A 24975-nucleotide genomic window follows, 5' to 3' on the forward strand; every position below is an offset into this window, starting at 1 on the left:
GCGCGGGCAGGTTGATTTCGGCGCAAGTTCGAGTTTGAAAATGTCGCATACTACCGCCGCAAGCCCTGCACCTTCCAACGCACAACGCGTCGCGATGACAGCCCTCATCGTTGGCGGCATCGCTATCGGCAGTTCGCCGATATTTGTGCGCCTTTCCGAGGTGGGGCCGCTGGCAACAGGCTTTTGGCGTCTAGCACTTGCAGTTTTACCGCTGCTGTTCATGGATGGTCGCGAACGGCGCGACGAAAAGGATGCGGCACCGCTCACACCAACCGACTGCCTGCGCCTCGCCCTGCCCGGCCTGTTCATCGCTTTCGACCTCGGCGCGTGGCACTTGTCGCTGCACATGACATCCGTTGCAAATGCCACGTTGCTCGCCAATATGGCGCCGATTTTCGTGACACTTGGCGCATGGCTGCTTTTCAAGTCGCGCGTGAGCACATCCTTCATGATCGGCCTTGCCGTCGCTGTCATTGGCGTCATCGTGCTAAAGGGCGGACCGGGCGAGCTTCTCCAATCGCGATCGTCCGGCGATGCGATGGCGCTTCTGGCCGCAGTCTTCTATGCTGGCTACATCCTTTCGGTGGGTCGCTTGCGCAGCCGCTTTTCTACCATGCGCATCATGCTATGGAGCAGCGCGATTGCCGCCGCGTTTTCATTGCCGATCGCCTATTTTATGGAAGGCCAGATACTGCCTGCGACGCTCTATGGATGGCTTATCCTCGCGGGCCTTGCATGGGTGACCCACGCCGCAGGCCAGAGCATGATCGCCTATGCGCTTGCCTATCTTCCCGCATCGTTCTCGTCACTCACCCTGCTTCTACAACCGGTCGTCGCGGCGTTTCTTGCCTGGACTATCCTGTCGGAACCTATCGGCATGCTACAGGCCCTCGGCGGTATCATCGTGATATCGGGCATTCTGATTGCTCGAAGAGGATAGGATATGAAAAAGCCCCGGAGAACCGGGGCTTTCTTGCTGGGTTGATTATTCAGCCAGCCATTCCTTGATGCGGTCCGGATGATCCGCGATATATTTGTCGACGGCCTTTTCATAGGATGTTTCCTGCGCGTCGAACATTGCAGCCTCAAGCTCGCTGATCGGAAGGCTCATCTTGGTGAGCAGCGAGGCAACTTTCGGATTTTCTTCCTTGAAGCCCTTGCGCGCAATTGCGTCGATATGTTCCGCACCACCAAGTGCACCTTCCGGATCAGCAATGTAACGCAGCTTGTACTTGCCGAACATCCAGTGCGGGCTCCACGACGTCGCCACGAACCAGCCGTCGGAACGTGTGGCGCGGTCGACCGTCGTCAGCATGGCCGCTTCACTGGAAATATTGAGCTTGTAGTCCAGCCCGTATTTCTTGATCGCCTCCTGCGACAGGCGCGTAAGGCCGGCACCCGGATCGATGCCCTGAATTTCGCCCTTCAGCTTTTCGCGAACTTCCGGCTTCTTCAGGTCCTCGATGGAACTGATCTCGCTTTCGGGAATGTAAGCCGGAACGATCCAGCCAAGCTTGGCACCTTCATAGAGCGGTCCGAGATTTTCGACCTTGCCTTCAATGCGCTTGTAGTAGTCGGCGTGGGTTTCCGGCAGCCAGGCCATCATCATGGCATCGATATCGCCACGGCTCACGCCCTGATAGAGTGGGGCCACGTCCGTCTGAACCAGTTCGACCTTCTGGCCGAGATTGTCTTCGATCAGCTTCTTGGCAAGTTTTGTGACGAACTCAGCGTCCGACCATGGCGCCCAGCCGATTTTAACCGGCTTGCTGTCCTGCGCAAACGCTGCGCCCATGGTCATCGTTCCCGCCACAACTGCCGCCAGACCGAATTTGGTTAGTTTGCCTAACATAGCTTCTCCTTTTCGATTGGTATCAGTTCCCGTTGTTATTCTTGGTTATTATTGCTTGCGTCATGCTTCCTGCTTGCGAAAGGATGAGGCGGACTGGGTGTCCGCCGCCTTCCTTAAAGATGCAAGCCGTTTGAAAAACCCGGTGCCACCCTTGCCGAAGCTCTGGGTAATGCGGTCGAGAATGACTGCCAGGATGACCACTGCCAGGCCGCCTTCGAAGCCGAGGCCCACATTGAGGCGGCCTATGCTGGTCAGTACCGTACTACCAAGTCCGCCTGCACCAATCATCGATGCGATAACCACCATTGAAAGCGACAGCATGATCGTCTGGTTGATGCCGGCCATGATCGAGGGCATGGCGTTCGGAAGCTGCACCTTGAACAGGAGTTGCCGCGACGTGCAGCCGAAGGCCAGCCCCGCTTCGACAAACTCCGAATGCACCTGCCGAATACCGAGATTGGTCAGACGCACGACCGGCGGCATGGCAAAAATCACCGTCGCAATCGTTCCGGGCACGGCACCAAGGCCGAAAAACATTGCAGCGGGAATGAGATAGACGAAAGCAGGCATGGTCTGCATGAGGTCGAGAACCGGACGCACCAACAATGCTATCGTATTGCTGCGCGCCATAGCGATGCCGAGCGGAATACCTATGAACACTGCGATAGCAGTAGAAGCCAATACGAGCGAGAGAGTTTCCATCGTGCCCGTCCACAAATCCATGTGGATGATGAGCCCCAGCGCAAGTGCGGTGAAAATCGCAAATTTCCACCCCACGCGCCACAGCGATAGCAGTGCTAGAACTGCAACCCCGCCGACAGGCGGCACAGCAAGCAAAGCATTCTGGATACTATCGGTTACAAAACCGATAGTGGCTGCGATCATATCGAGCGCGGGCGTAAAGTGGTCAAGTATGTAGTTGACCACAACATCCGCCCATTCGCCGACACTGAAATTCAAATCCATATTTTACCGTCCATTTCCGTATTTCTTCTGGATTGGACCCATTCTGCCCCTGTCAGGCAAAAGTCCGTTGGCGTGCAGGTATCAACCCGCGCGGCCAAGCGTTTCGAGCAATGCCGATTTACTGATGGCACCGACATAGCGGTTTTGGCGGTCCGTGACGGGGACCGGCCATGGACTTTCGGCCACCTGCGTCAACAACCCGGAAAGCGGCGCTTCGGCTTCGATGGCAGATACGCCTTCCAGCCTCTCCCCACCTTGCGCTGCAACACCCTTCGCCAGCGCGTCACGGCTGACCATACCGCGATAGGTGCGGTCGGCGTCGATCAGCACGCCGAATGTTTTCCCGCTGGCATCGAACCTTTCAAGCGCTGTCGCCAGCTGCTCAGGTTCGAAGACGATCAGTTCGTCCTCGCGCGCCACATCAGCGGCCTTGAAAACGCGGGATACATCGACATTGCGGAAGAACGAACGGACGTAATCGTTAGCCGGTGCAGACACGATTTCATTGGGCGTTCCAACCTGCACCACCTTGCCGTGCTGCATGATGCAGATACGGTCGCCGATGCGCATGGCTTCATCCAGATCGTGGCTGACGAAAATGATCGTCCGGCTGTGCTCCGCCTGAAGGCGCTTCAATTCGTCCTGCATTTCGGTGCGGATCAGCGGGTCAAGTGCGGAAAACGCCTCGTCCATCAGAAGAATGGTCGGCTCGCTGGCAAGGGCCCGCGCCAGTCCGACGCGCTGTTTCATGCCGCCGGAAAGCTGGTCCGGCATGCTGTGAGCATAGGGCTCCAGCCCGACGGCTGCGAGTGCCTTCAGTGCTTTCTGGTGACGCTCCGCCTCACCCATCCCGGCTACTTCAAGACCGAAGGAGGCATTGTTCAGGACCGTGCGATTGGGCAGAAGCGCGAAGGATTGAAACACCATGCTCATGTCGCGGCGGCGAAGATCAATCAGCTCGCGCTTTGTCATTTTGACGACATCGCGGCCATCGACTTCGATGGAACCGGCAGTCGGTTCGATCAGGCGATTGAGCAGACGCAGAAGCGTGGATTTGCCCGAGCCCGAAAGGCCCATAATAACGAATACTTCGCCTTCATAAATATCGAAGGTCGCGTTATCGACGCCGATTGTTGCGCCGAATTCGCTGTGAATCTGGGTTTTTGATTTACCTGCGCGCAATTCCTGCATTGCACGCTCCGGATCATCGCCGAAGACTTTAAAAATGCCTTTCAAGCTTATTTTAGTCTCAGCCGGCGACTTCATACTTTCTTCCTTGTATAAAATACCATGCATTAAGTCTAACCCCGCTGTGCTGGCGGACTTAATCTCCTTTTTAACAATGATAGAACTTCATTCCAACGCAGATTCCTCGCACGGTATCTGCGATCCGCGAACGGTCCGCATGGAATGATTATCGATAGATTTCTTGATTCTATATAGGTCATTTCCCGACATGTCCACCCACTGCCGCGATTTCGTCTAAATGAACCGTCCAGCGACCGTCCCCTTGAATGATTGTTTTGAAGGGTCGCACGACGAATTTCGAGGATTGCCAATGCCGTCCAAAACAGGGGGCAATCGACCAGCCTGAAGACAATAGTAGTCCGCTTCCAGTCAATTGCCGGAACGGCCTGCGACAAATATGCTATCAGCTGCGACATCATCCGAATTAGTATAATTCGGGACAAAAACGACTATAATTGCAGAAAAATAGTGTGATTATACTTCGAACTGGAACTATCTAGTCTATACATAAAAACGGCGCAGATCGGGCAATCCGCGCCGCGATAGACATTCCGCTTGGGCGGATATTTCAGCGATACGCCATATATCCGACAAAGCCTGTGATCTTCCAGCGGGCTTTGTCGCGGCGGCAGAAATAGAGGGTCTGCCAGTTGAGGCGGTCGACGGAGCCGTCCTTCCTTGCGATCGTCCCATCGAATTTTTTCCGCGCCAAAGCGACGTCGCCCGTAATATCGATGACGCTCAGATCGGTCGCGCGGAAGATTCCTTCTGCCAGAGATTCGGCATATTCGACCGCCGCACTTTCCGCCGCCTGGCGCAGCCATTCATCACGATAGCTTGCAAGCGTCGGAAATCCTGCATCCCATTTGTCGGGATTGCGATCATTATGCGCGTGGATGCCGAGGAAGCGCACCTCGTCGAAATCATCGGCCACCAGCGACCAGTCCTGCGATACGAAAGCCTCGATATCGCGCCGCACGAGCATTTCCCAAATCTGCTCGCGATCCCTGTCACCGGCAAACGGGTTGACCGCAGACCTCATGCTACCCTCCTGATTATCTCAACTTTCCACGTGCGGCGACCGGCAGGATATCGACGACATCCTCGCCCAAAATCAGATGAACCTCGTCAAAGAGATTGGAAACGACGCAGACATGATCAGGAATGATCCGCACGCGCTCGCCGACCTTCAGGTCAGCGACATCGCCGGTCAGCTTGCCGTGCTCCTCACTCAAACCGATCACACGAGCGTCGGGACGTCCCATCACTTCACCAAAGTCGCTTAGTCCCAACGTGTCGCTGGAAAGCGCCTTGGACCCGGCATCGATGATGGCGCGTTCTGATGTCGGATGGCTGACGATGGTTGAAAGCACCGTAAATGCGCAGTCATCCACTGTCGCAGCCCCCTTCTCGACCTGATACCGGTCGAAATAGATATAGGTGCCGGGACGATATTCGGTGACAACAGTGTCACTGGGCTTGCGCCACATATCGGGCGTGCCGCCGCTCGAAATCGTCTCGCAGGAAAGACCGTTTGCATCCAGCAGTTCGCGGGCCGAATAAAGCCATTGTTCAGCCTCGTTCGGCTTGCCCGCTGCGGGATAAGTCATAAGACCGCCGAAACGCAGTCCGTTACTTTGATCGATGATGCGAGCCAGTTCCAATGCTTCGGCTGGCGTCTGCACGCCACAGCGGCCCATGCCTGTGTCGCATTCGACAAGCACTTTCAGCGGATGCTTTTCATCGGTGAAACGCGCCGCCAGACCTGCGAGGGAAGTTGAGTTATCGACCGTTACCGACAGTGTAATGCGTTGATGCAGTGCATGGAGGCGGTCGAGCTTTTCCCGCCCAAGAATATTGTAAGGCAGGAAAATATCCGTCAGTCCGGCGTCGGCCATGACCTCCGCCTCGCCGAGTTTCTGGCAGGTGATGCCCGCTGCGCCTGCTTCCACCTGCATTTTGGCGAAGAACGGCAGTTTGTGCGTCTTGATATGCGGACGCAGTTTTACCCCTATCGCATCGGCATGAGCCTGCGCCCGGGCAATATTCGCTTTCACGCGGTCAATGTCGATGAGGATCGCAGGCGTATCCACGTCGTGAATGGTTTTCGGTCCGGTCATGAATCAATCTCCCAGCGGCAGGCGCGGATCATCTATGGTCAGCGTATTGAGGCTGTGCTTGATGCGACGCAGGCTTTCCAGCACCTTCGGCCCGCGCGCTTCCGCCGTGGCCGTGGCGATCATGTCAAGAATTGCGAGCAGCGCGAAGCGCGACGAGGTCGGCTTGTAGATATTGCCGTCTTCATTGGCCTGATAGGGAATGAGCACGTCCGCCGCCCTGGCCAGGTCGGAACCCGCAGGCGTGATCGCTACTGTCTGGGCTCCATATTGCCGCGCGACCAGCACGGCCTCCACGACCGAACGCGCAAAGCCGGAAACGGAAAAAGCGATTACCGTCGCCTCATGCGTGGTGACGGCAGCATACATGCGCTGCAACTGCCCATCCACCTGCGCGCTGACAGGAATACCGAGCCGAAACAAACGGTTCTGCATTTCTGTTGCCAGCATGGAAGAGATGCCGCCGGACCCTAGGCAGAGAACAGGACCACCGGCGGCGAGCCGTTCGGCCACTTTCATCAGCACGCCCATGTCCAGCCCGTCGCTTGCGCGTTGGATGGCAGCGACCGCCGCATCGGTCACAGCGGTCGCAATGCGGCTTTCACGCACATCGCGTGCGGGAATTTCAGCCGTCAGATACTGGCCGCCAATGGCCAGCGCCTGTGCCAGATAGAATTTGAAATCACGAACACCGTCGCAGCCGAGCGCGCGGCAAAAGCGCGTGACGGTGGGTTCGCTGACGCCAGCTCTGGCGGCGATTTCCGAAATTGCCGCCTTGGAAGCGTAATCCGGATCTGCCAGCACGAGCGCAGCCAGCCGCCGGTCGGATTTCGATCCGTCCTGCGCCACGACATGCAGCCGCGTGATGATGTCGGCAACCTTGCTCATGGGGAGTTCAAAGCGGGAGACCGCTATCCTTGTCGAAAAGATGTATGTGTTCGCTCTTCGCAGTTACAGGCACTTGTTCACCGGGCGCAAGATGCAAGCACTCGCGAAACACAGCCCTTATGGGCTGCCCCGCTATCCGGCCATAGATATGCGTTTCCGGACCTGTCGGCTCGATGACTTCCACAGTGAGTGTCAGCCCCGTGCCACCCGGCGCGACTGTGAAATTTTCCGGGCGAATGCCAGCCTCGGCCTGCCGGTTTTCGAGCGATCCCGCCGAGACGGCGATTTCTTCGCCCTCTTCGGTGCGAAATATGCCTCCCGATACGGTTCCGGGAATGAAACTCATGGACGGCGAACCGATAAAGCTCGCCACGAACTTGTTGGCCGGGCGGTCATAAAGCTCCAGCGGTGCACCGATCTGCTGGATTTTGCCCTGATTCATAACCACGATCCGGTCGGCCATGGTCATGGCCTCGATCTGATCATGGGTGACGTAGATCACCGTCGATTTCAGGCGCTGATGCAGCGCCTTGATCTCGGTGCGCATCTGTACGCGCAATTGCGCATCGAGATTGGAAAGCGGTTCATCGAACAGGAACACCGACGGTTCGCGAACGATGGCCCGCCCCATGGCGACGCGTTGGCGTTGCCCGCCGGAAAGCTGGCGTGGATAGCGATCAAGATAGGAATGGAGGTTGAGAATGGACGCTGCCTTGTCCACTTTCGCCGCGGTTTCCTCCGACTTCTCACCACGAATACGCGGGCCAAAGCCGATATTCTCACGCGCCGTCATATGCGGAAACAGCGCGTAGGACTGAAACACCATCGCGATATTGCGCTTTTGCGGCGGCAACTCGTTGGCCCGGTCTCCACCGATCAGGAGATCGCCACCGGAAATCGGTTCAAGCCCGGCCACCATCCGCAAAAGCGTGGATTTCCCGCAGCCCGACGGACCGACGAGCACGAGAAATTCCCCGCTTTGAATATCGAGATCGACACGATCGAGAACGGTCAATTGCCCGAAGGTCTTGGTAATGCCGCGCAGCGAAACCTCTTTCATCGGTTAATGTCCTCCGAGAATATCTTCTATGAAAGGACGGCAGCCCGCAGTCAGCCCCGCGTCAACCGGGAGGATGGCGCCGGTAATCCCCGATGCCCGGTCGGAAGCCAGAAAGGCTACCGTTTCCGCGACCTCGCGGGTGTCAACGATACGCCCCAGAGGATAAAAACGCTGCAAGCGGTCCAGAACGCCCGCGTCCTGCGCGATACGATGATCCCATGCCGGTGTCCGTATCGACCCCGGACAGACGACATTGGCGCGCACGCCCTTTCTTCCGAACTCCACCGCGATAGCGCGCGCGAAGGCGTTGATCCCGGCCTTGGCGGCCGCATAGGCCGGGTTTCCGAAATGCAGAAGTCCGTTGACCGACGAAATGAACACAAAAACACCGTGCCCGCGCGCAGCCATGGCCTGCGCCATGACATTGGAAAATCCGGCAACGGCAGTCAAATTAAGATCGATCTCGGCGTCGATATTGCCCTGATCCAGCCCATCGAAAGTCTCGGCACGGGTCCAGCCCGCATTGTTGATCACAATATCAGGCAGGCCGGATTCCGCTATGATCCGCTTTGCTGCGGGCTCCAGCCCGTCACGGTCGAGCAGATCGAAGGCGTGACGCGCATGAAAACCCTCGCCAGTCATTGCCTCCAGCGAGGTATCGCATCCGATAACCCGGGCGCCGCGCTCGGAAAGCATATGGACCAGCGCGGTTCCCACACCGCCACCTGCCCCGGTAATCAGCACCGATTTCCCGGCAAATTCGCCTGCTTGCTCCACGCTATTCCCCTTTTATGCGGCAGCTTTCTGCAACTGTTTATTCCCGCCAGCGTAAAAGTCAAAATGTAAGTTTGCAACAAAACTTTTCACTTGAAACTGCTATCAATGCCGATAATGTAGGAAAATAACAAAAATAGATGGTCATCGCGCCAATGCGGGGCAAAACAAGGGAACGGGAAGATGTCTATCAACAAATGGAAGGCCGGCCTTCTGGCCGGATTGAGCATTCTGGCGTTGTCGTCAGTCGCAAATGCTGGTGAAGTGCGCATGACGGTCGCGGAGTACAGCTCCAAGACAGGCCCGTATTTCGAGGAAGTGAAGAAAGCGTTCGAAGCTGCCAATCCCGGCATCACGCTTAATTTCGAAGTTGTTCCGTGGGATGTGCTTCTGCAGAAACTGACCACCGACATTTCAGCAGGCACCAACGCGGACCTTTCGATCATCGGCACACGCTGGCTGATCGATTTCGTGCAGCAGGGCATCGCCGAACCGCTCGACGGTTACATGAACGACGAGTTCAAGGGCCGGTTCATCGAGACTTTCCTGTCGCCGTCCGTCCTTGAGGGCAAGACCTACGGCCTGCCCATCGCGGCCTCGGCTCGCGCCATGTATTACAACAAGGATCTGCTTGCCAAGGCAGGAGTCGAAAACCCGCCTGCAACCTGGGACGAACTGAAAGCCGCCGCTACCAAGATCAAGGCGCTCGGCGGAGAGAATTACGGTTTCGGCCTGCAGGGCAAGGAAATCGAGACCGACGTCTATTACTATTATGCCATGTGGTCCTACGGCACCGAAATCCTCAACAAGGACGGTACGTCGGGCCTGAGCACGCCGGGGGCGCTGGAGGCTGCCAAGCTTTACAAGTCCCTGATCGATGACGGCCTGACCCAGCCCGGTGTCACGTCCTATGCGCGAGAAGACGTGCAGAACCTCTTCAAGCAGGGCAAGGTCGGTATGATGATAACCGCGCCTTTCCTTTCCAACCAGATCAAGGAAGAAGCGCCCAATCTCAAATACGGCGTCGCAGCCATTCCAGCCGGACCGACTGGCGCGCGCGGTACCTATGGCGTGACCGATTCCGTCATCATGTTCCAGAACTCCAAGAACAAGGAGGAAGCCTGGAAAGTGCTCGACTTCCTGTTCCAGACAGAGTGGCGCGCCAAGTTCACACAGGGCGAAGGCTTCCTTCCGGTCAACAAGGAAGAGGCGAAGATGGATTACTATGTGAATAATGCCGATCTCGCCGCCTTTACCGCACTTCTTCCGGATGCCCGCTTTGCGCCGGTCATTCCGGGCTGGGAAGAAATTGCCGACATCACCTCCAACGCCATGCAGAGCATCTATCTCGGCAAGGGCGAACCCGATGCCGTGCTGAAGGACGCCGCCGCCAAGGCGGATGCGATCCTGAAGAAGTAACACTCCCCGCCTGCCCGGCAGAGCCCATGCTCTGCCGGGCGCTTTTTCTTCCCCGGGATCTTGATTGCCGATGCAAAGCCGCACCCTGCCCTATCTCCTGATCCTGCCGAGCCTGCTTTTGGCTGCGGTGGTGATCTTCTGGCCCGTGGTGCATCTCGTTGAAATTGCCAGCCACGACGTCAACCGCTTCGGGCAATTGCGCGATTTCAACAACGGCGCAAATTTCACGGCGCTTTTCGCAACGCCCGACTTTCTCAATGCGGTCTGGCGCACTGCCGTCTGGACCGTCGCCGTGGTTGGCGGAGCGCTCATCGTTTCCATTCCGGTCGCCGTCATCCTGAACATGGATTTCTATGGGCGGTCGGTCGCCCGTGTCATCGTCATGCTGCCCTGGGCCGTTTCTCTCACCATGACGGCCATTGTCTGGCGTTGGGCGCTGAATGGCGAAAGCGGAATGCTCAATTCCGCATTGCGCAATCTCGGTCTCATCGACAGCAACATTCAATGGCTGGCGAGCGCCGCGACAGCCTTTCCCATGCAGATACTGGTCGGCATTCTGGTCACCGTGCCGTTCACCACCACGATCTTTCTCGGCGGGCTATCCTCCATCCCGGACGACCTTTACGAAGCCTCGTCCCTCGAAGGCGCCAGCCTGTGGCAGCAGTTTCGCGAAATCACCTTTCCGCTGCTCAAGCCCTTCGTGAACATCGCCATCGTGCTGAATACGATCTACGTTTTCAATTCCTTTCCGATCATCTGGGTCATGACACAGGGCGGACCGGCAAACTCCACCGATATTCTGGTGACGCATCTCTACAAGCTCGCCTTCCGGCTCGGAAAACTGGGAGAGGCCTCCGCCGTATCGCTCATCATGCTGGCGATACTGCTCGTCTTCACGGCGATCTATATCCGCCTTGCAATGCGGGGAGAACGTGCATGACCGGCTCAAAATTGAAACGCACGATCGTTGCCTGGGCCGTTCTGTCGCCGCTTATCGTGCTGACGCTGTTTCCCTTTGCGGTAATGTTTCTCACCGCCGTCAAACCGCCGCAGGAAGTCCTGTCCCCGACGTGGTGGCCAAGCAGCTTTCGCTGGCAGAACTTTTCGGAAATGTGGGTCCAGACCAAATTCGGGCAAGCGCTTCTGAACTCGCTTTACGTATCGGTCATTGCTTCCGTAGGCGCGATCATCATTTCCATTCCTGCAGCCTATGCGATGTCGCGCTTTCGCTTTGCAGGTCGCGGCGTGTTCCGTCAATTCCTGCTGGTCTCGCAGATGATCTCGCCCATCGTTCTGGTGCTTGGCCTTTTTCGGCTGCTCGCCGCTTATGGGCTGATCGAAAGCGTTTCGGCGGTCGGCGCGGTCTATATGGCCTTCAATATCGCCTTCACCGTGTGGATGCTGCAGAGCTATTTCGACACCATACCGCGTGATCTGGAAGAAGCCTCCTGGATGGAAGGCGCCGGACGCGGCAAGACGCTGATAAAAGTGTTTCTGCCGCTCTGCCTGCCTGCCATTGCAGTGACGGCTATCTTCACTTTCATCAACGCATGGAACGAATTCGTGGTGGCCCTGACCATGCTGCGCAGGCAGGAAAGCTACACCTTGCCCATTCAGGTCTTCTCGCTGGTGGCGGGACGCTACACCGTCGAATGGCATTACGTCATGGCGGCAACCTTCCTTGCCACGCTGCCGGTCGCAATCCTCTTCATCTGGCTCCAGCGCTATCTCATCAAGGGACTGGCGCTTGGAGCCGTCAAATAACCGGAGAAAATCATGTCCAGAAAACAGGTCTTCGGCGCATCACATGTGCCTCTTTCCCCCGCCGTCCGCGCGGGCGACACAGTCTATATCTCGGGTCAGGTGCCAGTGGGATCGAACGGCCAGATCGTCGAAGGCGGCATAGAAGCACAGACGAAACAGGTGCTCGAAAACGTCAAGGCCGCGCTTGCGCTTGCGGGAGCGACAATGGAAGACGTCGTTAAAACCACTGTCTGGCTGGAAGATGCGCGGGATTTCGGGCGTATGAACGCCGTCTATGCCACCTATTTTCCAAAAGAGCCTCCTGCACGAACCACGGTCGAGTCCAGTCTGATGATCGACATCAAGATCGAAGTCGAGGCCATTGCCTACGCACCGCAGAAATAAACCGCCCCTCGCCCAGAGACATTTTCATGCGCATTTTCACCGCATCGCTTGCGACAGAAACCAATACATTCTCGCCGGTTCCCACCGACAGGGCCTCGTTCGAGATGGCATTCTACGCAGCACCCGGCAAGCATCCAGTTACGCCGACGTTATGCTCTTCGCCCATCGTGGCATTGCGCAAGCGCGCAGCGGCGGAAGGATTAACGGTCATCGAAGGCACCGCCACATGGGCAGAACCGGGCGGCCTGCTCCAACGGCAAGCTTTCGAGGAACTGCGTGATGAAATTCTGGATCAGTTGAAGGCCGCTCTGCCTGTCGATGCAGTCGTTCTCGGCCTGCATGGCGCCATGGTCGCGCAAGGCTATGACGATTGCGAGGGCGATCTTCTGGAACGCGTGCGCGCCATTGTCGGGCCCGATGTTCTGGTCGCCAGCGAGTTCGATCCGCACAGCCACCTGACGCCGAAGCGGGTCGAAAACCTCAATATTTTCGCATCCTTCCTCGAATTTCCTCACACGGATTTCTACGAACGTGGCGAGCATGTGGTCGATCTCGCGCTGGATGCGCTGAAAGGCCGGATCAAACCGGTGATCTCCACATTCGACTGCCAAATGATCGGCGTCTATCCGACAAGCAAGGAGCCGATGCGCTCCTTCGTCGACCGCATAAAGGCCATGCAGGGCAAGGATGGCGTCCTGTCCATTTCCGTCATTCATGGCTTCATGGCTGCCGATGTGCCGGAAATGGGAACCCGCGTCCTCGTCGTCACCGACCATGACCCGGCCAAGGGTGCAGCACTTGCGGAAAAACTCGGACGTGAACTCATCGCCCTGCGCGAGCAGACCCTGATGACCATGTTCGACACCGATCAGGGCATCGACCGGGCGCTGGCCGCCCATGCAGCCAATCCTGCCAAACCTGCGGTGATCGCCGATGTATGGGACAATCCCGGCGGCGGTGTCGCCGGCGACGGAACCTATGTTCTTCGCCGCCTGATCGAACGCCGTATCGATAATGTCGGCGTTGCCACGATCTGGGATCCCATTGCCGTGACGTTCTGCCATGCGGCGGGCGAAGGTGCGGTAATCGATCTGCGTTTCGGCGGCAAATCCGGTCCGCTTGGCGGTGAACCCATCGATGCCCGCGTGACTGTCCTGAAAACCCTCGCCGAAGGCTGGCAGAGTTTTGGACCAAGCCGTGTGACGCTCGGACCTTCGGCAGTGGTGCGGATTGAAGGCACCGAGATCGACATCATTCTCAACACCAACCGGACGCAGACATTCGAGCCGGATATCTTTTCCAATATCGGCATCGACCCGATGAAGAAGGACATATTGGTGGTGAAATCCACCAATCATTTCCACGCGGGCTTTGTGCCGATCGCAGCCGAGATCATCTATGTCGCGGCACCCAGCTCCTATCCGAGCAATCCGCGCACGACCAATTATCGCAAGCTCACCCGTGCCATCTGGCCGCGTGTTGAAAATCCGTGGTGAACAAACGAAAAAGCGCGGACGTTACCCGCGCTTTTTTGATCAGAGCGTCGATCTGATCCAAATCAGATCGAAACGCGCTCTAATGAGCCAGATAGGTTGAGATAATCGGCACGTAAGTGACGAGCGCCAGCAGGATGAACAGCGCCATATACATGCTGAATGCCTGCCGGGTGAAGTCTCCGACCCTTACCTTGGCGATGTTGCAGACCATCAGCATGACCGTACCAACCGGCGGCGTCAGCGTGCCAATCGAAAGATTCACGATGACGACGATGCCGAAATGTACCGGATCGATGCCCAGAGCCTTTACCGTTGGCATCAGGAGCGGAACCAGAACGATCATCAGGGCGGTACCCTCGATCAGCGCTCCGAGGATCAGCAGGATCACGTTGACTGCCAGCAGGAACGCATAAGGGTTGCTGGTGAAGGACGAGATCAGCTGCATCAGCGACTGGCCGGCCTGTTCGAGCGAAAACACCCATGCGAGCGCTGACGACGCCATGATGACGAGCATGACGGAGGCAGTCGATTTCGCCGTTTCGATCAGCGAATCCACCACATGCGAGATGCGCATTTCGCGATAGATCACAAAACCGATGATCAGAACCAGCGTCACGGCAACCGCACCGGCTTCCGTTGGCGTGAAGATGTTCATGCGGATGCCGCCGATGATCGCAAACAGCAACAGGACAGCAGGCCATGCCGAGGCAAGCGTCGAGACGACTTCGGCGCCGCTCATCCGCTTTTCACGGCTCGGCTTGTAGCCGCGCTTTACCGACGTGATATAGGCCGCGATCATAAGGATGATGGCACCCAGGATGCCCGGCACGACACCGGCCATGAACATCTTGCCGATGGAGACATCCGCAATCAGACCATAGATGATGAGCGCGATGCCCGGAGGAATGATCGGCGTAATCAGTGAACCGGCAGCCGTCACCGCGCAGGAAAATGCCTTGTCATAGCCGCGCTTGACCATTTCCGGCACCATCATGCGGGTAAGCATGGCGCTGTCGGCCAGATTGGACGCGCTGACGCCGCCCATCAGGGTTGAAACCATGATGTTGGTGAGCGCCATGCCACCGCGCATGCGACCGACCAGGATTTCCGCGACCTTGATCAGACGTTCTGCAATGCCGGTATGCGCCATCACCGTGCCAAGCATGATGAAGAACGGAATGGCGAGCAGCGATGTGTTTTGAGCCGGGCTGATGAAGCGCTGAACTGCAATCGCTATCGGCATCTGGTTGAAGAACGTGAAATAGGTGAAGACCGCAATCAGGATGGCCACGTAGAGGCGCATATTGAGCGCGATCAGCGCCAGCATGATGAGAACGATGGTCGTAAGATTCATGCCTTGCCTCCCGCAAAAGCGGCGCGCAAGGATTTGAATGCGCCTGCAAACATATAAAGGGCGATAATAACGAAGCCGACCGGCACGGCGATATCGATCCAGTAATAGGAAACGCGCAGCACGTCGGTCACTTTAAGCTGTGCCGCCACCGACAGCTTGTAGCCGGCATAGGACACGTAGAGCAGAAACAGCCCCGACAGGATGGCAACGACAGCGTTGATGATCTCGCGCAGCTTTTCCGAAAACAGGTCCACAAGCATCGGAATGGCAAGATGCTGGTTGCTGCGTTCCGCGGCAATGCTGCCGAGCATCACGATCCAGATCATCAGCAGGCCAGCCATTTCCTCGGTCCATTGCAATGGCTGGTGCATCCAGTAACGCATGACAACGGCGATGTTGAACATCGCAAGCAGGATGAACAGCGGCACGGCAGCCAGCCATTCGATCAGTTTTTCAAACAGTTTCATCGGATTGAATTCCATGAGCAGACCATGCCGCGGCAAGGCCGCGACATGGCGATGTCCGAAAAGGATGGATCAGTTCAGTTCGGCTTTGATCTTGTCATAAAGACCAGGCGACCATTCCGGGAACTGGGTGTAGACCTTCTCAGCAAGTGCCTTGAAGGGAGCGCGGTCGACATCGATGACTTCGACTCCGGCTTCCTTCATCTTTTCGATCATTTCATTGTCTTTTTCGATCGTCAGCTTCTGGCTGTAGAGGCCCGCATCGTAAGCGGATTCATGGATCATCTTGAGCTGATCTTCCGGCAGCGTGGAGAAGAAGGCTTCGCCGCCCACGATGAGCGCCACGTTGGTCAGATAGCCGACCTTGCTCAGATATTTGGCTTCTTCCTGGAACTTCTGGCCGTACAGAACCGAAATCGGGTTCTCCACACCATCGATCACGCCCTGCGCGAGCGCCGGGAAGGTTTCGCCGAGCGGCATCGGGGTCGGCGTCGCGCCCATTGCCTCGAAGGTCTTGATCTGCATGACATTGTTCGGCACGCGGATCTTCATGCCCTTCAGGTCTTCAGGGGTGCGGATCGGCTTCTTGGAAATGATCTGGCGAATGCCATAGAGATAGTTCGGCATTACGATATGAATGCCCTTCTTCTTCAGCTCTTCGCTCTTTTCCTTGAACCATGAGCCGTCATAGACCTTGAAAAGCTGTGCCGGATCGTCGGTCAGGAACGGACCATAGAGCACGCCGAGATCAGGATCATACTCGGCAAGAAAGCCCACGTCGGAAATGGTCACGACATTGAGGCCCATCATGGCCTGCTCGGTCACGTCCTTCTTGGAGCCAAGCTGCGAGCTTGGATAAAGTTCGAGCGTGATCTCGCCGTTGCTGCGCTTGGCAAGATCGTCTTTCCAGTAATGCATTACCTCATCGAAAGGCTCGCCGGGGTTGTTTTCATAGGCAACCTTGATCGACACATTGGCGCGTATGCAGCCATGCTTCCAGCCAGCAGCATGCTGGCGGCGATCATGCCGGTAACGAGTTTCTTCATCAGTATCCTCCCGTATGGGGTCATTAAACAATGGCCTTTTGGCCGGTTTCCTCCACTAGCGTCCGGCACCGTTTATCCGGCCCGGACATTTGCTTCGATTTCAGTCGCGCTCGATGATGATCTTCAAGACATTGCGGTCGCCGTCCCAGTAGGGAAGCGCCGCTTCAGCTTCATCGAACGGAAATATTTTGGAGATCAGCTTGTCGGCATCCGCTCCAAGCTTTTCCAGATGGGCGATGACAGCCTCGAAATCCGCAAGCGTCGCATTGCGCGATCCCATGATGTCGAGTTCCTTCAGGTTGAAGAACTGCGTCTGGTAGGTGACGGGCGCCTTGGAATAGCCGACATAAACCACCCTGCCCGCGAAGCCCGCCAGATCGACGGCCTGCGTGAAAGTGATCGGCAGGCCGACCGCTTCAAAAGCAACGTCCACGCCGTCGTCGCCGGTCAGTTCCTGAACCTTCGCGACAACGTCCTCGCCGCCCGGAAGCGCATGTGTCGCGCCGAATTGCAGCGCCAGTTCGCGCTTTTCAGCACTTGGATCGATGGCGATGACCTTGGCGCCACGGGCGACTGCGCCGAGCAGCACGCCCATGCCGATCATGCCGCAGCCGAGAACAGCGACCGTGTCGCCTGCCTGGACCCGTCCGCGCTCGACGGCATGAAAGCCGACCGAAAGCGGCTCGACCAGTGCCAGATGACGCGGTTCCAGCGTATCGTTGAGGATCAGCTTTTCGGCAGGCAGCACGATCTGGTCGGCCAGGCCGCCATTCTGCTGCACGCCAAGCGTCTTGTTATAACGGCACGCATTGAGCCGGCCCTTGCGGCAGGACGAACATTCACCGCAATTCGTGTAGGGCAGCACGATCACCCGCTTGCCGGTGGCGTAGGCGGCGCTGACGCCCTCGCCTGCTTCAATGATCTCGCCGCCGATCTCGTGCCCTGGAATACGCGGCAGTTGCACCAGCGGATTAAGCCCCTTGAAAGTGTTCAGGTCGCTGCCGCAGAGCCCCACATGCCGAACCCGCACTCGGACATGACCCGCCAGCAACGGCGCTTCGTCGATTTCTGCAAAACGGGTAACGTTTTCGCTCTCGATGCGCAGAGCTTTGACCATCGAATTATTCCTGTCAGTCGTCATTGAATAAAGGGCTATGAAACAAGGGGATCAGGTTACGGCGCCGACCTGCCACGGCACGAATTCGTTGTCGCCATAGTCATAGACTTCGCTCAACGTCTTCTCGCCTGATGCGACCGCGATGATATGTTCGAAGATGCGCGTACCGGACTGCTCGATGGTCTCATCGCCGGTGACGATACCGCCGCAATTGATGTCCATGTCTTCCTTCATGTGCTCGTACATTTCGGAATTCGTGGCGATCTTGATGCAGGGCGAAGGCTTGAAGCCGGATACCGAGCCGCGACCCGTGGTGAAGCAGATCACATTGCAGCCACCGGCCACCTGACCGGTCACGGCAACGGGATCATAACCCGGCGTGTCCATGAACACGAAGCCGGGTTCAGTCACGGTTTCAGCGAACTCATAGACGGCCTTGAGCGGCATGGAGCCACCCTTGGCAACCGCGCCGAGCGACTTTTCCAGAATGGTGGTGAGACCGCCGAGCTTGTTGCCGTGGGATGGGTTGTTGTTAAGTTCGTCGCCGTTGCGCGCGGTGTAGTCACGCCACCAGTCGATGCGCTGCAACAGCTTTTCCGCCACCGCTGGCGTTACTGCGCGGCGCGTCAGAAGATGTTCGGCACCGTAGATTTCCGGCGTCTCCGACAGGACGGTCGTACCGCCATTGCGCACGATAAGGTCCGAGGCATAGCCCAATGCCGGATTGGCCGAGATGCCGGAATAACCGTCCGAGCCGCCGCATTCCAGCGCCACTTTCAACTTCGACAGAGGCTGTCTGGTGCGTACCGCAGAATTGACCAAAGGCAGCATTTCCTTGATCTCGGCAATCGCATGATCAATGGTCTTGCGCGTGCCGCCATGCTGCTGGATCGTCATGGTGCGCAGGCGCGAGCCTTCTTCCATGCGATAATGTTCGAGGATCGGCGCAATCTGGTTGGTTTCGCAGCCAAGCCCGATCAGCAATATGCCCCCGAAATTAGGATGCTTGGCATAGCCCTGAATGGTGCGCGTCAAAAGGCGATAGCCTTCCGACTTTGTGTTGAGCGCGCAACCGCTGCCATGCGTCAGCGCGACGACGCCATCGACATTGTCGAAACCGTCGAGACCGCCCATGCGATTGAAATAATCGGCGATGTAGCGCGACACCGTGGCCGAGCAATTGACCGACGAAATCACGCCGATGAAATTGCGCGTGCCGACGCCGCCAGCGCCACGGTCGAAGCCCATGAAATGGCGGCGCTCCGCCTCCGGCAACATGCCGCGTTCCTCAATATCGATGGAGAACTGATGCTCGTGTTCGGAGGGCAGCATGGCGAGGTTCTGCAGATGCACGTGCTCGCCCTGCGCAATGTCCTTCGTCGCAACGCCGATCACTTGCCCGTATTTCAGGACTTCCTTGCCTTCCGGAATGTCGCGAACGGCAACCTTGTGCCCACGTCCGATCAGTTCTCGGGCCTTGATCCCCTCAAGGCCGATCGGATCGCCAGCGCGAACCGAAACGCGCGCCACCGCAACATCATCCGCAGGATGCAGCAAAATTACCGGCGCAACCGCTGTAGCAACGGAATCATTCATGTGTCTGACCTCACTCCCAAATCGCCCCGGCTAATCACTCGCTGGGTTCATTATCCATCCAACGCTGCTTGGATCGGTCCAGATGCGTTCGCATCGCTGCCTGTGCCTGAAGCGGATCCTTCGCCTCAAGCGCCGCGTAGATCGCCTCGTGCTCGGCCAGAGCCAGAGCCCATGTATCGTTATCCTCGAAGCGCGTTCTGATATGCGACGTCAGCGGACTATGCCGCTCGTCGAAAAGGTCGCGCACGATGCGCACCAGCACGGAGTTCCCCGATTGCTCGGCAATGAGCAGATGAAACTGCCTGTCGAGTTCAATGGCCTTGCGCCCGGCATCGACATTCACCTTCATGGCGTCAATCGTTGCGCGCAGTTCGGCCAGGCTTTCGGGCGTCATGCGCGCACAAGCCATGACAACCACGCTGCCCTCGACCATTTCGCGCGCCTGCATGATTTCAAGCGGGCTCTCGCCGATGGAGGCTCCTTGTGAAAGCGAACGCTTTTCCGACTCTGCCGTGACATAGATGCCGGACCCCATGCGGATCTCGACATTGCCGGCGATTTCGAGCGCAATCAGCGCTTCGCGCAGCGAAGGCCGCGACACACCGAGTTGCTGTGCCAGTTCGCGCTCAGCCGGAAGCCTGCTGCCAGCAGGAAACTGGCCGTCCTGAATGAGGTTTCTCACCCGGTCTGCAATCTGCTGATAAAGCCTGCGCGGTTCCGCGGTCGCCGTAAAGTCGCTCATGATGCTCCCAATTCGCCTCTCCTCGAATTGGCCTTACCATATTAGCAAGCGAAACGAAGCGCAATATACGCAAAAATCCAAAGAATTGCGGCAAATTGCACATTTCCACATCTGCGCTGAAATCATTCGGCCCTTAAATCTTCCCACTGGCTTGACCAATTTGCCCTGCTTCGCTTAGTTAAAACCATTGATTTATGGGAGAAGGTCATGCACGAAAAGCCAGCGATCCTGCAGTTCGGCACCAGTCGTTTTCTGTTGGCTCATGCCGATTTCTTTGTTTCGGAGGCGCTTGCCGAGGGCAAGGCCATCGGGACAATCGCCGTCGTGCAGACCACTTCAAACCCGCAGAGCAGCCAGCGGATCGCAGCCCTGAACGAAGCCCGCAGCTATCCGGTACTGATCCGCGGACTGGCTGACGGGAAACCCTTCGAGAAGGAATATCAGGCGCAAGGCGTCACCACCGCCTATTCCGCCCATCAAGACTGGCCTGCGATTCTCGACCTTGGCGCCAGTGTCGATGTGATTCTTTCCAATACCGGCGACAAGGGTTTTGAGCTCGACAAGAGCGATGACAGTTCGCTTCTTGCCAATCCAGAAGCTTTGCCGAAGAGCTTTCCGGCCAAGCTTCTGGTGCTTCTGCATCATCGCTGGCAGCACAATCCCGATGCGCCGTTGTCGGTATTTCCCTGCGAACTGATCTCGCGCAATGGCGACAAGCTGCGCTCGATCCTGATCGATCTCGCTCATGACTGGAAACTGCCGGACAGTTTCGTGCAATGGCTCGAAACCCGCTGCGTCTTCGCCAACAGCCTTGTTGATCGTATCGTCTCAGAACCCATCGAGCCGATCGGCGCCGTCGCCGAACCCTATGCGCTGTGGGCAATCGAGAAGGCCGACGGCCTGACGCTGCCTTGCGAACACAAAGATATCGTCGTCACCGACGATCTTGCCCGCTATGAGCATCTGAAGCTCTATCTGCTCAACCTTGGCCATACATTCATCGCAGAACAATGGTTGAAGGGCGATCGCCCGAAAGAAGAGATCGTGCTGGAAGCCATGCAGGACGAAACGATCCGGCGTGAACTGGAAACGGTCTGGCGCGAGGAAGTCCTGCCGGTTTTCGCTGCGGATGGTCTCGGAGACCAGGCGGCGGCTTATGTGGATTCTGTGCGGGAACGATTCCTCAACCCCTTCCTCAAGCACCGTATCGCAGACATTGCTTCCAACCACGAGGAGAAGAAGCGTCGCCGTTTCGCGCCGGTTATCGACCGCGCCTCGGAACTCGGTCTCGACCTGGAGCAGCCACGCCTGAAAGCGGCTGTGGCCTCCTGAAACTACGCATCGTGCTTTCCGAAAATCGGATTCGATTTTCGGGTCGATGCTGCCAGCCATTCGTTCAGTTCGACTTCGGCGCGTTCAAGCGCGCTGTAGTTCAGCAGTTTGCGCAAAAGCGCGACCGTTACCGCGCGCGCCCGCAGATTGAAACGCCCCTCATCCGGCTCGCTCCTCTCCTGATAAACCCCAAGTTTTTCATAGAGTTGCTGCAATCTGTTCTGGACACTTCTCAATGACAGATTGCGGCGGCGCGCAATAACGCGATCCGTAAGCCCCAGCGCGATATCGATCAGAATCTCATATTCGCTTTCGCTGAAACCGCTGGCATGACCAAGGCTCTTTTGTTGGAGGCCGCGCACCTCGCGGTCGATGACGCATTGGGCCTCGACGAAGATGCTGCGCAATGCCAGTCGCAGCTTGTCGTCCGATGCGGACTTCAAAACATAGCCGTAAGCCGCCCCTTCCGGCACGATGCGCGACACGCCGCGCACATAGGCTTCATCGGCATAGTTCGACCAGAACAATATCCGCGTTTCTGGGTTTTCCTTCCAGATGGTGCGGGCGGCTTCGATGCCGTTGCGCCCATTCATCTGCAAATCCATGACGATATGGGCGGCCCTGTGCTGGCGCGCGAGTTTCTCGCCCGCCCACCCGTTTTCAGCTTCCAGCACATCGCTGCATTCCGGCAGCGCCGCCCGCACGGCCTCGCCGAGATAGGCGCGGTGCAACGGATCATCTTCCACGATCAGAACATGCATTTTATCCTCCGCCCTCCCGGCACATTTCCGCAGGCAGGTGAATCGTCACACTGGTGCCGCCGCCTTCCCCGTTTTTCCTGATAGCGAAACTCGCAGAAATCAACCGCGCGCGTGTGCGCATATTGTCTATCCCATGCCCTACGTCGGGACGCTGCGTATGACGATCCATACCGATGCCGTTGTCCGCCACTTCAACATGGAGGCGACCGCCCTTGTTGCGGAACGCAACCCGCAACCGGCTTGCATGAGCATGCCGGATTGCATTGTTGATTGCTTCCTGCACGATGCGGAACAGCGAGGTCGCGACCGTTTCTTCCAGGCGATCCGCCATGCCGCCGCTGCTGTCATCCAGCGTCCATTCGACGGACGATCCGCTGTCGCGCACCGAACGGCCCAGATGATTTTCCGTCGCCTGCACGAAACCGAACAGCTGGAGGATCGAAGGCTTTGCTTCTTCAATGATTTGCCGAAGGTCGTGCATGCAATGCTGGAGCCCCCGAAACAGCGGCTCAAGCTGTTCGCCGGAGAGGTCCGGCGCATGGGTGAGCCGTTCCACATGGCGCGCCAGTCGTGTCAGATCGGCGAGCGTCTGGTCGTGCAGGTCCATGCCGATGCGGTGGCGCTCGATTTCCAGCGCTTCCGTCAGTTTAAGCGCGCCGAAGCGCAAGCCTTCCTCCCGCGCTCGCGCTTCCGTTTCCACAATGGCGGATCGCTTGGCCTGCTCCGCCGCACGGATCGCGAAGAAATACGGGGTAAGCAGATCGGCAATCGACTGGGCATTTTCCACGTCCCGCATGGTGTAGCAGGCGGGAGTGAGACTGGAACAGCTGAGCGCGCCGATAATATCGCCCTGCGCCTTCAGCGGCACATGCAGGCGGCCTTTAAGATCATGCTCGATAATAGGTCTGGAGAAAGCACCCGTAAAATGAAAGCGCGGATCGGTGCGCGCATCGTCAGTGAGAAGATGATCGGCCTCGCCGGAAAGCACAGTTCGAATGGGACTGCCGGAAAGCGGTGCGGGCGGATTCCGGCTCCAGTCCGTCGATATGCCGCTCTCATAGGCGATATGAAACTTGCCATCGAGCGTCTTGATGCAGACGTCCAGATGGTCATAGGGCACGATATGCGTGATCTCCGCCGCCACCGCCCGGATGATGGAATCGAAGTCGAGTTGTCCCGCCAGCAATCTGGAAATATTCAGATAGTGGTCGAGCAACCTTTGGGGGGCGAGTTCAAGCAAGCGTCTCTCCTCCAGAACGCAAACTGCTCATGAAGCTATAATACGCCGCGACATCCGCGGTGCGTCTTGCGGGTTTCCGCAATTTTGCTGCGGGAACCCGCAAGTCAGTTGCTTCAATGGGCCTTCACAGAAGGCTTCTCTTCTTTCATCCTCGCTTCACCAGAAAATTGCCCGCGATACAAGAGTGAAAAATCGCATCAGGCGCGGACTGGTGCCGTTGAGGAGCGGCGGTGCGGGAGGCTCGCGCCACAATCAATTCAGACGATCCGAGTGCCGGGGCGCTGCGGGTCGCATACTGGCAACTGGGAGGAATGAATGAAACTCGCAAAAATCCTTTTCGCATCCGCAGCACTGGCAGGCGTATTGGCCGCAGGCAGCGCAATGGCCGACACATCGTCGAAGAAGATCGCATTCTCGAACAATTATGCTGGCAACTCATGGCGTCAGGCCATGCTGGAAAGCTGGGACAAGATCACCAAGGAAGCCGTGAAGGCTGGCGTGGTGGCTGCTGCCGACCCGTTCACGACGGCTGAAAACCAGGCGACCGAACAGGCCGCGCAGATCCAGAACATGATCCTGCAGGGCTATGACGCCATCGTCATCAATGCAGCCTCGCCAACCGCCTTGAATGGCGCGATCAAGGAAGCCTGCGATGCAGGCATCACGGTCGTTTCCTTCGACGGCATCGTGACCGAGCCTTGCGCCTGGCGCATCGCGGTCGATTTCAAGGCGATGGGCGAAGGCCAGATCGATTATCTTGCCAAGCGCCTCCCGGATGGCGGCAACCTGCTCGAAATTCGCGGCCTTGCCGGTGTTTCTGTCGATGACAATATCCATGCCGGCATCGAAGAAGGCGTGAAGAAGCATCCGAAATTCAAGATCGTCGGTTCCGTCAATGGCGACTGGGCCGCAGACGTCGCACAGCGTGCCGTCGCGGGCATTCTCCCAAGCCTGCCGAAAGTCGATGCGGTCGTGACGCAGGGTGGCGACGGTTACGGCGCTGCGCAGGCTTTCGCCGCCGCCAAGCGCGAAACGCCGATCATCATCATGGGCAATCGTGAGGACGAACTGCAGTGGTGGAAACAGCAGAAGGACACCAACGGCTACGAAACCATGTCGGTTTCGATTGCGCCCGGCGTATCCACGCTTGCTTTCTGGGTTGCCCAGCAGATTCTCGACGGCAAGGACGTGAAGAAGGACCTTGTGGTTCCGTTCCTCAGCGTCAGCCAGGAATCGCTCGACAAGGACCTTGCCAACACCCAGAAGGGTGGCGTCGCGAATGTCGAATATTCGCTTGAAGACGCGCAGAAGGTCATCGACGCCGCGAAATAAGCAGCGCGTTTGCATCATCAGAC

General features: G+C 57.5%; 24 protein-coding genes. 8 read left to right on the top strand and 16 right to left on the bottom strand.

The genetic code is table 11. The annotated features are described in order from the left end of the window. The first annotated feature begins 40 nt into the window (after positions 1-40). Entirely contained in the window at positions 41-940 is a 900-nt protein-coding gene (locus tag ABWW28_RS10610) for a DMT family transporter (RefSeq protein ID WP_176587584.1), read from the top strand. 45 nt (positions 941-985) lie between these two features. On the opposite strand, the gene ABWW28_RS10615 is transcribed toward ABWW28_RS10610, so the two are convergent. The 8 genes from ABWW28_RS10615 to ABWW28_RS10650 form a co-directional block, all read right to left on the bottom strand. After that, a complete protein-coding gene (locus tag ABWW28_RS10615) occupies positions 986-1852 on the bottom strand; it encodes a glycine betaine ABC transporter substrate-binding protein (protein WP_006469146.1) in 867 nt (288 codons plus the stop codon). A 60-nt stretch (positions 1853-1912) separates the two neighbouring features. Next, a complete protein-coding gene (locus ABWW28_RS10620; RefSeq protein WP_176587583.1) occupies positions 1913-2818 on the bottom strand; it encodes an ABC transporter permease in 906 nt (301 codons plus the stop codon). A gap of 81 nt (positions 2819-2899) precedes the next feature. Further along, positions 2900-4084 (bottom strand): glycine betaine/L-proline ABC transporter ATP-binding protein ProV, encoded by a 1185-nt coding sequence (proV, locus tag ABWW28_RS10625; protein WP_006471982.1) that lies wholly within the window; start codon positions 4082-4084, stop codon positions 2900-2902. Between the two features lie 550 nt (positions 4085-4634). Further along, a complete protein-coding gene (locus ABWW28_RS10630; RefSeq protein WP_113476749.1) occupies positions 4635-5108 on the bottom strand; it encodes a hypothetical protein in 474 nt (157 codons plus the stop codon). Positions 5109-5121: 13 nt separating this feature from the next. After that, positions 5122-6186: a D-TA family PLP-dependent enzyme gene (locus ABWW28_RS10635; protein ID WP_176587582.1), complete on the bottom strand. Its 1065-nt coding sequence runs from the start codon at positions 6184-6186 to the stop codon at positions 5122-5124. Between the two features lie 3 nt (positions 6187-6189). Beyond that, the gene (locus ABWW28_RS10640) at positions 6190-7071 is read right to left on the bottom strand and encodes a MurR/RpiR family transcriptional regulator (RefSeq protein WP_025089996.1); all 882 of its coding nucleotides are present in this window, start codon (positions 7069-7071) and stop codon (positions 6190-6192) included. A gap of 7 nt (positions 7072-7078) precedes the next feature. Next, positions 7079-8131, bottom strand: coding sequence for an ABC transporter ATP-binding protein (locus ABWW28_RS10645; protein ID WP_176587581.1), 1053 nt, complete (start codon positions 8129-8131; stop codon positions 7079-7081). Positions 8132-8134: 3 nt separating this feature from the next. Continuing rightward, the gene (locus ABWW28_RS10650; protein WP_313013410.1) at positions 8135-8908 is read right to left on the bottom strand and encodes an SDR family oxidoreductase; all 774 of its coding nucleotides are present in this window, start codon (positions 8906-8908) and stop codon (positions 8135-8137) included. Between the two features lie 180 nt (positions 8909-9088). Between ABWW28_RS10650 and ABWW28_RS10655 the strand changes: the two genes are divergently transcribed. From ABWW28_RS10655 to ABWW28_RS10675, 5 genes are all read left to right on the top strand, one after another. Continuing rightward, complete coding sequence (locus ABWW28_RS10655; protein ID WP_006469154.1) at positions 9089-10324, top strand: ABC transporter substrate-binding protein; 1236 nt, start codon at positions 9089-9091, stop codon at positions 10322-10324. 70 nt (positions 10325-10394) lie between these two features. Further along, the gene (locus ABWW28_RS10660) at positions 10395-11264 is read left to right on the top strand and encodes a carbohydrate ABC transporter permease (protein ID WP_006471981.1); all 870 of its coding nucleotides are present in this window, start codon (positions 10395-10397) and stop codon (positions 11262-11264) included. After that, positions 11261-12088: a carbohydrate ABC transporter permease gene (locus ABWW28_RS10665; protein WP_313013407.1), complete on the top strand. Its 828-nt coding sequence runs from the start codon at positions 11261-11263 to the stop codon at positions 12086-12088. The genes ABWW28_RS10660 and ABWW28_RS10665 overlap by 4 nt, the downstream gene beginning before the upstream one ends. A 12-nt stretch (positions 12089-12100) precedes the next feature. After that, on the top strand, positions 12101-12472 hold the full coding sequence (locus ABWW28_RS10670) for a RidA family protein (RefSeq protein WP_176587579.1): 372 nt from the start codon (positions 12101-12103) through the stop codon (positions 12470-12472). A gap of 26 nt (positions 12473-12498) precedes the next feature. Next, a complete protein-coding gene (locus tag ABWW28_RS10675) occupies positions 12499-13968 on the top strand; it encodes a M81 family metallopeptidase (protein WP_176587578.1) in 1470 nt (489 codons plus the stop codon). A gap of 79 nt (positions 13969-14047) precedes the next feature. Here the strand turns inward: ABWW28_RS10675 and ABWW28_RS10680 are convergent, their stop codons facing one another. The 6 genes from ABWW28_RS10680 to ABWW28_RS10705 form a co-directional block, all read right to left on the bottom strand. Continuing rightward, on the bottom strand, positions 14048-15322 hold the full coding sequence (locus ABWW28_RS10680) for a TRAP transporter large permease (RefSeq protein ID WP_006469159.1): 1275 nt from the start codon (positions 15320-15322) through the stop codon (positions 14048-14050). Further along, positions 15319-15789: a TRAP transporter small permease gene (locus tag ABWW28_RS10685; RefSeq protein ID WP_176026648.1), complete on the bottom strand. Its 471-nt coding sequence runs from the start codon at positions 15787-15789 to the stop codon at positions 15319-15321. The genes ABWW28_RS10680 and ABWW28_RS10685 overlap by 4 nt, the downstream gene beginning before the upstream one ends. A 69-nt stretch (positions 15790-15858) precedes the next feature. Next, a complete protein-coding gene (locus ABWW28_RS10690) occupies positions 15859-16863 on the bottom strand; it encodes a C4-dicarboxylate TRAP transporter substrate-binding protein (protein ID WP_353390954.1) in 1005 nt (334 codons plus the stop codon). A 69-nt stretch (positions 16864-16932) separates the two neighbouring features. Beyond that, positions 16933-17949: a zinc-binding alcohol dehydrogenase family protein gene (locus ABWW28_RS10695; RefSeq protein WP_176587576.1), complete on the bottom strand. Its 1017-nt coding sequence runs from the start codon at positions 17947-17949 to the stop codon at positions 16933-16935. Between the two features lie 51 nt (positions 17950-18000). Then, positions 18001-19545 (bottom strand): UxaA family hydrolase, encoded by a 1545-nt coding sequence (locus ABWW28_RS10700; protein ID WP_006469163.1) that lies wholly within the window; start codon positions 19543-19545, stop codon positions 18001-18003. 34 nt (positions 19546-19579) lie between these two features. Beyond that, positions 19580-20287 carry a FadR/GntR family transcriptional regulator gene (locus ABWW28_RS10705; protein ID WP_006469164.1) on the bottom strand — a complete coding sequence of 236 codons (708 nt, stop codon included), beginning with the start codon at positions 20285-20287 and terminating at the stop codon, positions 19580-19582. Positions 20288-20494: 207 nt separating this feature from the next. On the opposite strand from ABWW28_RS10705, the gene ABWW28_RS10710 reads away from it, so the two are divergent. Continuing rightward, a complete protein-coding gene (locus tag ABWW28_RS10710) occupies positions 20495-21619 on the top strand; it encodes a mannitol dehydrogenase family protein (RefSeq protein ID WP_176587575.1) in 1125 nt (374 codons plus the stop codon). Positions 21620-21621: 2 nt separating this feature from the next. On the opposite strand, the gene ABWW28_RS10715 is transcribed toward ABWW28_RS10710, so the two are convergent. Further along, a complete protein-coding gene (locus ABWW28_RS10715) occupies positions 21622-22380 on the bottom strand; it encodes a response regulator (protein ID WP_353390957.1) in 759 nt (252 codons plus the stop codon). Position 22381: 1 nt separating this feature from the next. Next, the gene (locus ABWW28_RS10720) at positions 22382-23620 is read right to left on the bottom strand and encodes a GAF domain-containing sensor histidine kinase (protein ID WP_176587574.1); all 1239 of its coding nucleotides are present in this window, start codon (positions 23618-23620) and stop codon (positions 22382-22384) included. Positions 23621-23935: 315 nt separating this feature from the next. On the opposite strand from ABWW28_RS10720, the gene ABWW28_RS10725 reads away from it, so the two are divergent. After that, positions 23936-24952, top strand: a complete 1017-nt coding sequence (locus tag ABWW28_RS10725; protein ID WP_176587573.1) for an ABC transporter substrate-binding protein — start codon at positions 23936-23938, stop codon at positions 24950-24952. Positions 24953-24975 lie beyond the last annotated feature (23 nt).

This window comes from Brucella sp. NBRC 14130, from assembly GCF_040371715.1.
GTDB classification, from domain to species: Bacteria; Pseudomonadota; Alphaproteobacteria; order Rhizobiales; family Rhizobiaceae; genus Brucella; species Brucella intermedia.